The organism is Draconibacterium sp., from assembly GCF_041583095.1.
Classification (GTDB): Bacteria; Bacteroidota; Bacteroidia; order Bacteroidales; family Prolixibacteraceae; genus Draconibacterium.
Map to the genome: position 1 here is coordinate 1 of NZ_JBFHGM010000006.1, position 14,849 is coordinate 14,849.

The window sequence follows — 14,849 nt, forward strand, 5'->3', positions numbered from 1 at the left end:
ACGCCCCAAGCGGAGCCGGCTCAATCTGGCAGCGCAATTATTACGAAAGCATCATTCGATCGGAAAGGGCCTATCGAAATATTTCAAATTATATTATCAATAATCCCAAAAACTGGAATAAAGACAAATTGAAATAATCTCCGAAAGCACGGGCGTATTGCAATACGCCCTGACAAATTCCAGAAGGATATCTCCATAAAAATTATAAAAGAAAATTGGTTGCGTATTCCCAATCCGTTGAATTTTACTACATTCGCTGGTGCAGATTTGTAATCCGTTCCACCAGATAACTACCAATAAAAATGGAAAACCAAAACTATCCGGGAGTATTTGTAAGAGTAAAAGCAGTAATAACCGATTCGGTAATTCTTCTGATTTTTATGCTGGGCATTGTTGCTTTGTTCGATCGGTTCGAAAACGTTCCCGATTTTGCACGTATAGCCGCTTTCGTATTTATCTTCTTGCTTTACGATCCGCTTTTTACCAGCATCTTTGGCGGAACAATCGGGCATTTTTTGTTGGGTATCCGGGTAAAACGGGCCAACAATCCGCACAAGAATATTCTTTTCCCGCTGGCTGTATTTCGCTATATTATTAAAGCTTTGCTGGGCTGGCTTTCGCTAATTACCGTAGGCGATAACAAAACGGGTAAAGCCATCCACGATATGGCCGTACAATCGCTTGTTATTTTTAAAAACACTGACAGCGTGCCAAACATTTAAGGCATTAATGAACTGAGCACAAACCTAAAAACTAATATATGCCAAAGCTTCAACTCGTAACACTTATTAGTTCAAACATTCCGGTTGACTGCCACATTTTAAAAGGCCGGCTTGAAACCGAAGGGATAGATTGTTTTGTTTTTGATGAAAATATTGTTTGGGTGCATCCATTTCGGGCAGTAGCCGTTGGAGGTGTGAAGCTAAAAGTACCATCGCACCAGTTTGAGTCGGCCACTGCAATACTCGCTCACCTGAAAAAAGGCTGTTTGTCCGATAAAAAGGTGGAATACAAAATCAGTGAAATCCTTAATCCTGAATATGAACGGCAGCAGGAGGTGTTAAGAATTAAATCGGTAATCCGAAACAATCCGGTTTTGCTCGATAAACCTGCCGAAATAGAATCCTGGCTTTTAAACGCTGCTGAAGTGGCCGAAATTGTTGAAGCAGAAAAGGAATTTCAATTACTGGCAAGCAAAAAACTGCATTTTAACTGGAATGATTTTTTTTATGAATTGTTTGATTTCGACAGAGATGTTTTTAAGTATTTACGAATCCGACCCGTTGAATACTACCTGGATAAAGAGCTGGTAGATCGTTATAATTCTCATCATGATAACGAAAGTGAGGTTATTTGCCCGAACTGTAAATCGGATAACACCAAATACGGATTTGCGATCGACTATAAATGGGATGTGTTGTACCTGGTTTTGTCGCTGTTAGTCACTACTCCCTTTCCGTTGATCCGTAAAAAATGGCACTGTTTTAATTGCGGGCACAATTTTAAATAGAAATCGTTTCCGCTATAAAGGACGGTGCAAAAAACTCCGGTACCGCGTGAATCCTTGCACGAGGGAATAGATTGCTACTCCCCCAGCAGGCGGCTAATGGCTCGCAACTTAATCCCTTAATCAACAATCCTTTATCTTTAATCCTTTCTCCTGTCGTTCCTCCCCACAATCACAATTTCAGGTGATATAGCCACCATTCATCACTACTAATAGTAGTTACCAACATCTAAAATCACCACTTTTTGGGATTTCACACCTCAGGTCTTCCAGCTAGTTTTGCAGTGTGAATATTTAACAACTTTATCCATAAATCATGAAGAAACTATTATTATCATTTTTAATTGTAAGCGCAGGACTTTTCGCTTTCGCACAAGACGAAGAAAACAATCCCAACCAATACACCAACTCAGCCGATAATCTTTTAATTCAAGACAGCAAACTGCTGATTGGCGGTTACGGCGAAGTACATTACAACCAGCCTTTATCGGGCGACACTTATAACAACGGTAAACTGGATGTACACCGCGTGGTGATGTTACTGGGTTATAACTTCAACGAAAAAACACAGTTTATTACAGAAATTGAATACGAACACGTTAAAGAGGTTTATGTAGAGCAGGCTTTTTTGCAGTACAAACTAAACAATGCCATTAATTTCAGAGGCGGATTGATGTTGGTTCCGATGGGAATTATTAACGAGTACCACGAGCCTACAACATTTAATGGTGTTGAACGCCCGCTGGTTGACAATACCATTACGCCAACTACCTGGCGCGAAATTGGTTTTGGTGTTACCGGAACAATTTTACCGGCGTCGTTAAAATACCAGGCCTATGTAATGAACGGTTTTAACGGTTACGATGGTTCGGCTAAACTAAGTGGCGCAAAAGGATTGCGTAGCGGCCGTCAAAAAGGAGCTGAGTCGTATGTAAGCGCACCAAATTTTGCAGGTAAAATCGAATATTTCGGAATCAGGGGATTAAACCTGGGTGTATCGACTTACCTTGGAAAAACACAAAGCAAATTGTACAACGGTATCGACAAAGATGATGACGCCGCTGTAGCAATGGCCGATTCGTCGGTAGTTGGTATTTCAATGCTCGGACTGGATGCCCGTTATTCGGTAAAAGGACTTCAGCTGCGTGGTCAGTTGTACTATGCCAGCCTGTCAAACACCGATGAGTACAATGTTTTTACGGCCAATGACGGAAGCATGAACGATGTGGGAAGCGCTATGATCGGGTATTACGCCGAGGCTGCTTACAACGTTTTCCGCACGGTTGACACCGAGTTGCAACTGACACCGTTTGTTCGTTACGAGTTTTTAAATACACACAGTTCGGTAGAAAACAATATTGCTAAAAACGCATCGTACGAAAAAACAGCTATTACCACCGGACTTACGCTGGCATTAACAAAAGGAGCGGTTGTAAAAACCGATATCCAGTTTGTGAAAAATGCAGCTACCGATACTTACGCAAAAACGTTTAGCGCCGGAATTGGTGTAATGTTTTAAACTACAGAAAAATGAAATTGAAATCAGGAATTGTATTTATTGTTATTGTATTTAGTACCTGTTTGGCCTTTGCCCAAAGAGACGTGGATTTTCAGCCAAAAGCATTGGAAAAGACCCTTCAGAAATCGGGTATCGAAACGCTGTCGGGAGTTCAGGAAATGAAAATTACCGACCCGGCTAGTGGCGATATTAACGGCAAATACTTTCTGGTTACCGAAAATAATGAAAATGCTTACCGTTACATTTACGTCGGGCGGGTGAACAGCTGCCGCGCCGGAGGATGTTCGGTAGTGCACGAATCGTTGACAACACTCGATTCGGAATATTTTGATTATTACATTTTATTCGATGAGAATAAAACCGTGCGGGACGTAAAAGTTTATAACTACCAGGCTACGCACGGCCACGAAATTACGGCCAAAGGCTGGTTAAAACAGTTCATCGGTTTTAATGGCTCAGGTTCGTTAAAAGTGGACAAAAACATTGATGCTATTTCAGGTGCCACCATCTCGGTATATGCCATTACCGCTGATGTGGAAAACAAAACGGCACTGCTGAAAAATCTTCAGCTATAGTACGCAAAAGTTATACATTACATACGTTTTAAGTCCCGGTTGACATTGCTTGTCGATCGGGACTTTTTTTTGAGTAGGCACACATTCAGGCTAAGTACTTAGAATGCTTCTCCGCCAGCTGTCAAATCGCAATGACATTCTTTTTAGGTATAGATCTGCAGCGGACAATGACCTGTTTTGTCCCCGCACGATTCTCTTCTGTCCGCTGCCCTGAACCTGGATATACCGTGTCATTGCGAGCGAAGTGAAGCAATCTACCCCTGCTACACCACTCCGTCATCGAAACCCTATTAATCATCAAACTTAATAGCTCATATTGCCGACACCCTCCTGTCAGTAGGGGAAATCCGTGAAGTGATGTTCTGTTACATTAAAAATAAAAGGAATTTGTATCGCAAGTTTAGATTCAGGTTTGTGTCTAATTCTGAAAACATTGATTTTTATTCAACAAAAATTGTAATTCATGAATCTATTCAACAGGCGATCAGTGAAAATGATCGGCTACATTTTCCTTTCTTTATTTTTCTTTTCGTGTGCCAAAATTCCGGTATATCAGTGCCAAAATCTTTCCGGCAAAACAACTCCTGAATTTTCAGCTATTCCAACTACCCATTTTGATAAAAAAAATAATATCCGGTATGGAGTGGCGGTGAATGACACGAACTTCTTTTTTACAGCGACTTTGAGCGATCGGACCAGCTACCCAAGGATTATGCGCAGCGGACTAAACCTTTATTTTGATCCGCAAGGCAAAAAAAGCAAAAAGTATGCACTCAAAATTGAACGTTCTCCCGATCAGCTGAACCGGCAAAATTTGCAGGGCCGACCAATACAAGAGCCGGGGATGAACGGAAATATAGCCGCAGCCATAAACAGTACCCTAAAAAAAGTAACATGGGATGCCAACGGCGAAGAATTTACCTTTTATCGCAGTCCCCACTTGTATGCTATTGAAGTCAATTTTACTACCAACAAATACAACGAGCTTGTTTTAGAATTGCAATTGCCGCTAAAAGAAATTCCCCTTGCCGGGGATCATACTTTTTCCGCAGGATTGGAAATGGGAAGTTCTGCTCCCCCCATGAAAGGAAGCGGATCCATGTCAAATAATTCCGGGTCCGGACGAGGCAGAGGCTCAGGAGGAGGAATGGGAAGAATGTCCGGCGGCGGTGGTGGTCGTGGCGGGCAGATGAAAGGCATGCAGCAACACCCAACCGGTACAAGCTCATCATCTGCTATTTCTTCGTGGTTTAAGGTTGCTTTATAAATGATAGAACAGATTGCTTCTCCGTCAGCGAAACCCTATTAATCATCCAACTTAATAGCTCATATCGCTGACACCCCTCCTGGCAGAAGGGGAAATTTTCAAGTAAAAGATTTGGAAACAAAAAAAGGCACGGAAAACTCCGTGCCTTATAGCTATAGTGTAAGTTGAATTTACTTTTTTACAGAATGCAATCCGCATTCTTTTCCTGAGCCCTGCTCCCACCACCAGCGTCCGGCACGGAAATCTTCGCCCGGCTGAATGGCACGTGTACATGGCTGACAACCAATGCTAACAAAACCTTTGTCGTGCAGCACATTGTAAGGTACGTTGTATTTTTTTACCCAGTCTATGGTTTCTTCCAGGCTCCACTCCATTAATGGGTTGAATTTTACAATATCGTTTCCTGCGTCGTACTCAAAAAATTTCATGTCGCTGCGGTTTTCCGACTGCGAAGCACGTAATCCGGTAATCCAAATGTCGTTCCCTTTCAAGGCACGTTTTAATGGAATTACCTTTCGGATGTAACAACACTCTTTGCGGTTTTCCAGCGATTCGTAAAAACTGAAAGGCCCTTTTTCATCGAGCAGTTTTTCCACTTCTTCGGTTGGCGGGAAATATGCTTTAATCGGCTTGTTGTATTTTTCGAGTGTACTACGGTACACTTTATACGTTTCAGGAAACAAACGGCCGGTATCCAAAGTAACCACTTTAATAGGCAGGTCGTTCTTAAAAATGATATCGGTGATCACCTGATCTTCATAACCAAAACTGGTGGTAAATACAACTTTGTCAGGATGCTGTTCAACCAGGAATTGTAATTTCTCTACAATCGTTTTTTCTTCCAGTTGGGAGTTATACTTGTTTGTTAGTTCTTGCATTTTTATGTAATTATATTTTAACACAAAGTTTTACAAAGTAAGCACAAAGCTACACAAAGTTCTACCTCAATAACTCATTCACTTTACAATCCTTTTGCCTTTTTACTTTTAACTTTTTCCTTTACCTCTCTTACTCCACATACAAAACCAGTCCCTTCAGGTATTCACTTTCAGGGTGGTAAATATCAACCGGATGATCTACCGGCTGGCTCATTTGGTGCAGGATACGAACCTTTCGCCCGGAAATTGCTGCTGCCGAAAAAACAGCTTCCCTGAATTTCTCTTTCGACACCACCTGCGAACAGGAGAAAGTAAACAGGATTCCGCCTTTACGAATTTGCTCGAAAGCGCGGGTGTTAATTCGTTTATAACCTTTTAATGCCTGCGACAATGCGTTGCGGTGTTTGGCAAATGCCGGCGGATCAAGAATAATCAGGTCGTATTTATCTTTAATATCTTTCAGGTACTCAAAACCATCGATCACCGTTGATTTATGGCGCTGGTCTCCCGGAAAATTCAACTCCACGTTCTCATCTGTAAGTTCAATTGCAGTTGCCGATGCATCAACCGAGTGCACCGATTTGGCACCGCCCTGCATGGCATAAAACGAAAAACCTCCGGTGTAACAAAACATGTTCAGCACATCGCGGCCTTTCGAAAATTCCTGCACCAGCTTACGGTTTTCGCGCTGGTCGACAAAGAACCCGGTTTTCTGTCCATTCTCCCAGTCCACTTTAAAACGCAGTCCATGTTCCAGCACTTCGTGTGCTCCCGAAGCATCGGGGCCACCAAACAAATAACCGTCTTCCGATTTTACCTGGGCTTTAAACGGCAATGTTTTTTCGCTTTTATTGTAAATGGCTTTTAGGTGGTCGCCCATCACTTCCTGCAAGGCTTTCACCAGCTCTTCGCGAATAAGGTGCATACCAATGGAGTGCGTTTGCATTACCGCAGTTCCGTTGTAGAAATCAACGATAAGGCCGGGCATTCCGTCTCCTTCGGCGTGTATCAATCGAAAAACATTCGTTTCCGGGTTATTCTCAAAACCTATTTTTTTACGCAGGTTCCACGCACTTTCGATTTTACTTTTCCAGAAATCGTAATCCGGTTCAACATCTTCAAACGACACAAGACGAATAGCAATCGATCCAATCTGGTAGTGTCCCATTGCCAAAAACCGGTCCTGGTTCGAATACACTTTTACCATGTCGCCCTCGGCAGGTTTTCCGTACATTTCTTTAATGGCTCCGGAGAATACCCACGGGTGAAAACGCAGCAATGACTGGTCTTTACCCGACTTTAATATAACTTTGACAAACTCTTTTGCCATCTCTAATTTTTTGAAAAGTTCTCGAAAATTTCCAGTGCAGCCCACGCGTCGGTGGCTGCATAATATTGTTGCACTTCTGTTAATTCGCTGGCTTCCCAGTTGGTCAGCTGCTGTCCTTTCGAAATACGGAAACCACAGGCAATGGCAGTCAGTTTTTTCAGGCTGAAATTCTGAATGCCCATTTCTTTTGCCTCATCCTGCAACTCAACAAAACCACCCGGTTTAAAAGGTACAAATTCCTGTAAGCCTTTAATATCGTCGCGAATAGCAACACCCGGTTTTATCACATTTTCGTTGGCCAGTAATTCCACAATTTCACGTGGCAAACCAATGCGGTTAATCCGGAATAAAAAAGCCTTGTTTTTGGTCGACAATTGCAGCAAAGCCACTTTGTTTACCACTCCTTTTTTAAACGAAGGTTTTGTCTCGGTATCAAAGCCAATTATCGTTGCTCCGTTGAGCTCTTCTATGGCATGTTTTACCTGTTCTAATGAATCAACTAAAAAGATCTGGCCTTCAAAACGTTTTAAAGGCAGCCCCGTCAATTCTTCGTTTGATATTTTTTCTTTAAACATTTATTCCTCTTCTTGCTCGGTTCCCCAGAATTTATCAAGCCACTTGGGATTTCCTTTCCCGGGAACAGCTTCGTCATTACTACTTTCAGTCGAAAAATCAGTACCGCTGTATACCAGCATGTGCACGGCACGCATAACATTTACCAGCTGCTGCCCCCAAAACTCTTCAAAATGATAAATACACTCCGAAATTGCATCGTTCATTACTTCTTCGTTACCAATGCTGTAATTGGTGATACAATCCTTCAGGTCCTGGTAAATATCCATCAGATTTTCGGAAACACTTGCCCGTACTGTTTCTTCTCCAAACTGAATATTGGGGTCGAAAACCTCATGAAAACCATCGTTCTCGCCCAACAACTGCAACCATTTCTGGTGCAACACATTGTAGTCGAGTTCGTTTACAAATTTCTCCAGTTCCTCGTCCATTACCATTTCAATCTTCCCAACAACCGAAGCCTTTAAATAGAGCAATGGCAGCAACTTTTGCAGCTTTGCAAGATTTTCTTCTGCAGTGAGATGCGACACATTCTCGATGGTAGAACAGTACTCGTTAGCCACTGTTACAAATTCAACTACATTTTTTGAATATACGATCTGATCCATAGTCACACCTAATTTCCCAATAATTAAACTGCTGCAAAAGTAGTAAAGATTTTTAAGACAGGATAAAAGAGTTTAAATGGTAAAATAGTGAATGTGGAATTGAGTGAATGAGGAAGAGCTTTGTAGTTTACTTTTTCATAGTACCAAGTGAGAAATTGAGAACTGAGACTGTGAACTGAGACTGTGAACTGAGACTATAAACTGAGAACTGCGTCTTTTGCCTTCTAATCTTTTTACTTCCATTCCAGCAATCCGTCAACGCGGTAGATTATTTTTTTGTTATCGAGTAGCCACTTAACTATTTCGCGCATTTTTTGTTGGTCGCCCTTTAGTTTAAACAAGAGGTTTTCGTAGGTACTTGGTTCCTCAAGCAATTTTTGAACGCGTTTGCTAACGGTTTCAAATTCGTAATCGCTTAGTGCCAGTGCTTGTTTGGCTTTACAAATATCGCAGGTACCACAGGGTGCCGCATCGGTTTCACCAAAATAGGTTAACAGAATCTGGCTGCGGCAAGTAGCCGAATCGGTAGCATAATGAATTACCGACTCTATTTTTTCGGTATAGTCCTTTTTCCGCAGATCGTAGTTCTCTTTCGATATTTTCAGACGGTCGATATGCACCCGCTCTTTAGTGAAGTAGATAAACGGCGTTTGACTTTTCGGCACATAATCAATCACCTTCGACTGGCGCAAATGTTTCAGGTAATTGTACACCTGGTCGCGATTAAGCCCCGAACGTTTCGACAACAACTCTTCATCAACAGATACATAACCGGTAAACAAACCGGTATACGAGCGCAAAAGCAGCTTTATAAAATCGTCGAGTTTGGCATTGGCCACCTGAAATTTGTACAACTCATCGCGCGAAATAGGGAAATATACTCGCGACGGACTGTCAACCTGCTCGGTAAATTCAAGGTATTCCTGGCGTTGTAAAATCTTCAGGCTATTGTAAACCATCGCCTGCTGAAATTTGTAGGCCTGGGCAAATCCCTGTAAGCTAAATTCGCGCACCTGCCCTTTTCCGTAGCCCACAGCGATTTGAAAATAGTTACACAGCGAATCGTAAATGCGTTTTATATTATCAATTTCGGGAAACGAAGTTGAAATATGCTTTTTCAGTTTTGTGGTATCGGCATTATTATATAGTAACACCGCTGCCGATTTTTTCCCGTCGCGGCCTGCCCTACCCGCCTCCTGGTAATAGGCTTCCAGCGAATCGGGTGCATCAATATGAATTACAAAGCGAACATTGGCTTTGTCGATTCCCATTCCAAAAGCATTGGTAGCAACAATCACACGCGTTCTTCCGGTCAGCCAGTCGTCTTGCCGCGAACTACGAACTATATTTCCCAAACCGGCGTTATAATAATCTGCCGAAATTCTGTTTTGCCTTAGTTCTTCTGCAATTTCGCGTGTGGCTTTGCGGCTGCGCACATACACCACTCCCGAGCCTTTACTTTTTCTCAATGTATCGAGCAGATATCCGGTTTTATTCTCGACATGACGCACCAGGTAACTCAGATTTTCGCGGTGGAAAGACATTTTTAACAAATTCTTCTCTTTGAAACCCAGCTTATCCTGAATATCGTCGGCCACCTTAGGAGTTGCGGTTGCTGTTAAGGCCAGTATTTTAATTTTGGGCAGCAGTTCCCGCACTTTAATAATGCTTAAGTAACTGGGCCGAAAATCGTACCCCCATTGCGAGATACAGTGTGCTTCGTCAACCGTTAACAGGTTTACTTTCATTTGCTCCAGGCGCTCTATAAAACGCTCTGAATTCAAGCGTTCGGGCGATACATATAAAAACTTGTAATTGCCCCAAACAGCGTTATCAAGCGTAAGTTTTATTTCGCGTGCCGACATTCCGCTGTGCACGGCCAGGGCTTTTATCCCTTTCCGGTTCAGGTTCTCCACCTGGTCTTTCATTAAAGCAATCAAGGGTGTAACCACCACACAAATGCCTTCGTGCGCCAGCGAATAAACCTGAAAAGTTATTGATTTACCGCCTCCGGTTGGCATTAGTCCAAGCGTGTCATTACCCGCTGCAACAGACTCAATTATTTCGAGCTGCAGCGGCCGGAATTCGGGGTAGCCCCAATAGCGGGTAAGTATCTGCCTGAAGTCTTCCATTAATACAAATTAAGAAATCATTTTAACCTTTAACAATTTTTATTCTTCAAAAGTAAGCACAGCTTAAATAAATCAGTTCTGGTCCACTATTTTTTTGTAGTTTTGCGCTTTAATAAAAACATTAAAATAGTTAGGCATGTCGTTTCTAGAAGACAAAATACAGTTTGAAGGATTAACCTTTGATGATGTTCTTTTAATTCCCTCATATTCAGAATTGTTACCACGCGAAGTTGATCTATCTTCGAAATTCACCCGTAACATTATCATTAATACTCCGATTATTTCGGCAGCTATGGATACGGTTACCGAGAGTAAAATGGCCATTGCCATTGCACGCGAAGGCGGTATTGGTGTGATTCACAAAAACATGGGTATTGAGGAGCAGGCGCACCAGGTAACAACTGTAAAACGTGCCGAAAATGGTATGATCTACGACCCGATTACCATTACTCCTGAGAAAAAAGTGAAGGATGCACTGGATTTTATGGCCAAATATAAAATTGGTGGTATTCCTGTTGTTGATGGTCACGGCCACCTGGTAGGAATTGTTACCAACCGCGACCTTCGTTTTGAGCTGAATATGAGCCGCCCTATTTCGGAAGTGATGACCAGCGAAAACCTGGTTTCTACGCTCGAATCAACCGATTTGCATAAAGCTGCCGAAATTCTTCAGCGACACAAAATTGAAAAACTACCGGTTGTTGACAAGGAAAATAAATTGATCGGGCTGGTTACCTATAAAGATATTACCAAAGCAAAAGATAAACCGTTTGCCTGCAAAGACGAAAAAGGCCGTTTGCGCGTAGCAGCCGGTGTTGGTATTGCAGGCGATACCATGGATCGTGTAGATGCGCTGGTAAAAGCACAGGTTGATGCACTTGTTTTGGATACTGCACACGGACATACCAAAGGAGTGGTTGATATGCTAAAACGCATAAAATCAAAATATCCGGACAAAGATGTGGTTGCCGGAAACATTGCTACTGCCGAAGCTGCACAATTGCTGGTTAGCGCAGGTGCCGATGCTGTTAAAGTTGGAATTGGACCGGGATCGATTTGTACCACCCGTGTTATTGCCGGTGTGGGTGTTCCACAGCTTTCGGCTATTTACAATGTTGCAAAAGCGATTAAAGATTCAGGTGTTCCTGTAATTGGCGATGGTGGACTCCGCTACTCAGGAGATATTGTAAAAGGTTTGGCCGCCGGTGCCGACTCGATGATGGCAGGTGGATTATTTGCAGGTGTTGAAGAATCACCGGGTGAAACCATTCTTTACCAGGGAAGGAAATTTAAAGCTTACCGTGGAATGGGATCGGTTGAGGCCATGCAAAAAGGATCGAAAGACCGCTATTTCCAGGATATGGAAGAAGATATTAAGAAACTGGTTCCTGAAGGAATTGCTGCACGCGTTCCTTTTAAAGGATCGTTATACGAAGTGCTTTATCAGCTACTTGGTGGTATACGCGCCGGAATGGGATATTGCGGAGCACAAAATATTAAAGCGCTTCAACAGGCTAAATTCACCCGAATTTCAAATGCGGGTGTTCAGGAAAGCCATCCACACGATGTAAGTATTACTCGTGAAGCACCGAACTACAGCAGCCGCCAGTAAGCGCGGGCTGCTTTTACCCGAAGGGGTGTAAAACATTCGCAATTTGCTCAAGCAGAGTTGTTCAAATATAAACCGATGGTGTAAAATGAATAGAGTTTTCTTTTCATTGATTTTTTTTGTTGTCATTACCTTACAGGCTGTAGCACAATCTGACGAGGTGTTGTTAACGATTGATCAACACGAGGTTAGTAAAGATGAATTTGAATTCGTTTACAACAAGAACAACAGCAACCTGTATTCCGATGCCGATAGAAAAACACCCAAAGAATACCTGGAACTGTTCATTAATTTTAAGTTGAAAGTTATTGAAGCTGAAAACTTAAAAATGGACACCAGCCAGGCCTTTATTAATGAACTGGCCGGTTACAGGAAAGAAATTGCAGCGCCTTATCTTACCGATATTGAGTTTAACGAACACCAGGTTGAAGAGCTTTACCGCCGTATGCAACTGGAGGTAAATGCAAGCCATATTTTGTTGGGTGTTGACAAAGATGCGCCGCCAGAACAAGAACAGCAGGTACTCGACAAAATTACGAACATTCGTAAGCAGATAATCGCCGGAAAACCTTTTGAGGATGCCGCAATGGAATACTCGGAAGATCCGTCGGCAGAAACAAACAAAGGCCATTTAAACTATTTTTCGGCTTTTACCATGGTGGCTCCTTTTGAAGATGCGGCATTTAACACGCCTGTTGGAGAAGTTTCGGAGCCGGTGCGTACCGACTTTGGATACCACCTGATTAAGGTGCACAACACACGCCCCAACAAAGGAGAATTGCAGGTTGCCCACATAATGAAAAACGTGGGAAGGAATGCTACTCCCGAAGAAAAAGCAAAAGCAAAAACGGCCATCGATTCCATTTACCAGTTGCTGCTCAACGGAGCTGATTTTGCGGCTTTGGCTAAAGACGAATCGCAGGACCGACGCTCTGCACTACGCGGTGGAGAAATGCCCTGGTTTGCGGCAGGCAGGATCGTTAAGGAATTTTCAGATCCGGCATTTGCCTTGAAAAACGATGGCGATATTTCGGAACCTGTTGAAACGCCTTTTGGCTACCACATTATAAAACGCCTAAGTGCCCGCCCGGTTCCTCCTTTTGAAGAGGCCCACACGTTAATTGAAAGTCAGATAAAAAAAGATGCTGCACGCCAGGAATCAGGAAAAAAAATGTTTGTTCAGAAACTGAAAAAGGAGTATAACTTCTCGGAAAACGAAGCTGCCAAAGCAAAATTAGCCGAACTAACCATTGCCGACACTTCTGCTTTGCACGAAGATACTTTCTTTACTATCGACAATAAAAACTTTGGAGCCGAAGAACTGACAGCGTTTATTACTCGAAATAATATTAAAACGGGCTCTTACCTTTCGGTTTACGATAATTGGGTGACGGATGAGATCACAAATCTGGAAGACGCTAAACTGGAAGAGAAATACCCGGAGTTCCGCTACCTGATGAACGAATACCACGATGGCATTTTGCTGTTTAATATTTCGCAGGAAAAAATCTGGAACTATGCAGCGCAAGACACTGCTGGCCTGGAAGATTTCTACCAAAAGAACAAGGATAAACACCTTTGGGGCGATCGTTTTAAGGGTCATATAATTACCTGCAAGGATGTGTCGGTTCGCGAAGAAGCCGAAAACCTGTTTGGTGCCGGCCTGAATGCTGACGAAGTACTCGCACACATAAATACTGATGGTGAAGAACTGATTTCCATTGAAACCGGAGCCTGGGAAGAAGCCCAAAATCCGGTAGTGGATTATTACGTTTGGAACGGCAAAGAACCGGAAGATTTTGACAGTGCCACCACTTTTGTTCGTGGCGATTTAATTAAACCGGAGCCAAAAACGCTGGATGAAGCTCGCGGCCTTTTCATATCCGATTACCAGGATTATCTGGAAGAACAATGGATAAAAGAACTGCGCAGCAAGTACAAGGTTAAAGTGAATAAAAAACTACTAAATTCCATCGAAGGTGTTTAAACGAAAAATCACATATGGTTTTATCGTTGCACTGGCAATTGCACTTGCTTCATGTTCGTCAGGAAGTAACGATGAACCGGTTGCCAGCGTTGGAGAAAAAGTGCTTTATCGTTCGAAAGTGCAAGAAATTCTGCCCAAAGGAATCAGCAGAGAAGACAGTATATCGATGACCGATAACTACATCGACAAATGGATTAAGCAGGAGCTACTCATTCAGAAAGCCGATGAGAACCTGAGTGAAGAGCAAAAAGACCTTCGTAATGAGTTGGAAGAATACCGCAATTCGTTGATTATTTACAAGTACAAAAACGAGTTGATAAAACAACGGATGGATACCCTTGTTACCGACCAGCAAATTGAGGAGTTTTACAACAATAACCCGGCAAACTTTAACCTGAATAACAGCATTGTAAAAGCCACGTTTGTAATGATACCAGGCGATTTGGCCGATCCCAATATGGTAAAATCCTTGATTGCCGACACTTCACCTGAAGGAATTGACGAACTTCGCGACTATTGCAGTCAATACGCTAAAAAAGCAAACATATCAGCCGACGAATGGATCAGCTTCCAGACACTGGAAAACAACTTTCCGCAAAAGGTGGAAGACACGGAGACCTTTCTGAAGCGGAACGAGCTGTATGAAATGAATGATTCAAATTATTACTATATTGTCAGCATTCATGATTATAAGCTAAGTAACGATCTGGCTCCGATTGAATTTGTTCGGGACAATATTAAAAATCTGATCCTGAATCAACGTAAGATCAGGTTCTTAAAAGAAATTGAAGAAAATATTTACACGGAAGGTGTAAGAAAAAAGAAATTCAGAATATATGACACGAAAACAAATTAATGAAAATA

The 14,849-nt window shown here is 42.4% G+C and carries 13 protein-coding genes; 8 read left to right on the top strand and 5 right to left on the bottom strand.

Annotation, left to right across the window (positions count from 1 at the left end; all coding sequences use genetic code 11):
- Positions 1-302 precede the first annotated feature (302 nt).
- From ABZB17_RS00920 to ABZB17_RS00940, 5 genes are all read left to right on the top strand, one after another.
- The gene (locus ABZB17_RS00920; RefSeq protein ID WP_372647438.1) at positions 303-722 is read left to right on the top strand and encodes an RDD family protein; all 420 of its coding nucleotides are present in this window, start codon (positions 303-305) and stop codon (positions 720-722) included.
- 38 nt (positions 723-760) lie between these two features.
- Complete coding sequence (locus ABZB17_RS00925) at positions 761-1,510, top strand: DUF2007 domain-containing protein (protein WP_372647439.1); 750 nt, start codon at positions 761-763, stop codon at positions 1,508-1,510.
- Between the two features lie 313 nt (positions 1,511-1,823).
- Positions 1,824-3,026 carry a hypothetical protein gene (locus ABZB17_RS00930; protein ID WP_372647441.1) on the top strand — a complete coding sequence of 401 codons (1,203 nt, stop codon included), beginning with the start codon at positions 1,824-1,826 and terminating at the stop codon, positions 3,024-3,026.
- A gap of 11 nt (positions 3,027-3,037) precedes the next feature.
- Positions 3,038-3,601, top strand: coding sequence for an FMN-binding protein (locus ABZB17_RS00935; RefSeq protein ID WP_372647442.1), 564 nt, complete (start codon positions 3,038-3,040; stop codon positions 3,599-3,601).
- Positions 3,602-4,064: 463 nt separating this feature from the next.
- A complete protein-coding gene (locus tag ABZB17_RS00940) occupies positions 4,065-4,868 on the top strand; it encodes a hypothetical protein (RefSeq protein ID WP_372647444.1) in 804 nt (267 codons plus the stop codon).
- A 170-nt stretch (positions 4,869-5,038) separates the two neighbouring features.
- On the opposite strand, the gene ABZB17_RS00945 is transcribed toward ABZB17_RS00940, so the two are convergent.
- The 5 genes from ABZB17_RS00945 to ABZB17_RS00965 all read right to left on the bottom strand — a co-directional run bounded on the left by ABZB17_RS00945 (position 5,039) and on the right by ABZB17_RS00965 (position 10,389).
- The gene (locus ABZB17_RS00945) at positions 5,039-5,746 is read right to left on the bottom strand and encodes a phosphoadenylyl-sulfate reductase (RefSeq protein ID WP_372647446.1); all 708 of its coding nucleotides are present in this window, start codon (positions 5,744-5,746) and stop codon (positions 5,039-5,041) included.
- 130 nt (positions 5,747-5,876) lie between these two features.
- Positions 5,877-7,076 carry a class I SAM-dependent rRNA methyltransferase gene (locus ABZB17_RS00950; protein ID WP_372647447.1) on the bottom strand — a complete coding sequence of 400 codons (1,200 nt, stop codon included), beginning with the start codon at positions 7,074-7,076 and terminating at the stop codon, positions 5,877-5,879.
- Between the two features lie 2 nt (positions 7,077-7,078).
- The gene (locus ABZB17_RS00955) at positions 7,079-7,651 is read right to left on the bottom strand and encodes a 3'-5' exonuclease (RefSeq protein WP_372647449.1); all 573 of its coding nucleotides are present in this window, start codon (positions 7,649-7,651) and stop codon (positions 7,079-7,081) included.
- Positions 7,652-8,257 (bottom strand): DUF5063 domain-containing protein, encoded by a 606-nt coding sequence (locus tag ABZB17_RS00960; protein ID WP_372647451.1) that lies wholly within the window; start codon positions 8,255-8,257, stop codon positions 7,652-7,654. It lies immediately after the preceding gene.
- A 233-nt stretch (positions 8,258-8,490) separates the two neighbouring features.
- Entirely contained in the window at positions 8,491-10,389 is a 1,899-nt protein-coding gene (locus ABZB17_RS00965; protein WP_372647453.1) for an ATP-dependent DNA helicase RecQ, read from the bottom strand.
- Positions 10,390-10,525: 136 nt separating this feature from the next.
- Between ABZB17_RS00965 and guaB the strand changes: the two genes are divergently transcribed.
- The 3 genes from guaB to ABZB17_RS00980 all read left to right on the top strand — a co-directional run bounded on the left by guaB (position 10,526) and on the right by ABZB17_RS00980 (position 14,841).
- On the top strand, positions 10,526-12,001 hold the full coding sequence (guaB, locus tag ABZB17_RS00970) for an IMP dehydrogenase (RefSeq protein WP_372647455.1): 1,476 nt from the start codon (positions 10,526-10,528) through the stop codon (positions 11,999-12,001).
- An 85-nt stretch (positions 12,002-12,086) separates the two neighbouring features.
- Complete coding sequence (locus ABZB17_RS00975) at positions 12,087-13,985, top strand: peptidylprolyl isomerase (protein WP_372647457.1); 1,899 nt, start codon at positions 12,087-12,089, stop codon at positions 13,983-13,985.
- Positions 13,978-14,841: a hypothetical protein gene (locus ABZB17_RS00980; protein WP_372647459.1), complete on the top strand. Its 864-nt coding sequence runs from the start codon at positions 13,978-13,980 to the stop codon at positions 14,839-14,841. Before ABZB17_RS00975 ends, ABZB17_RS00980 begins: the two co-directional genes overlap by 8 nt.
- The last annotated feature ends 8 nt before the right edge of the window (positions 14,842-14,849 follow it).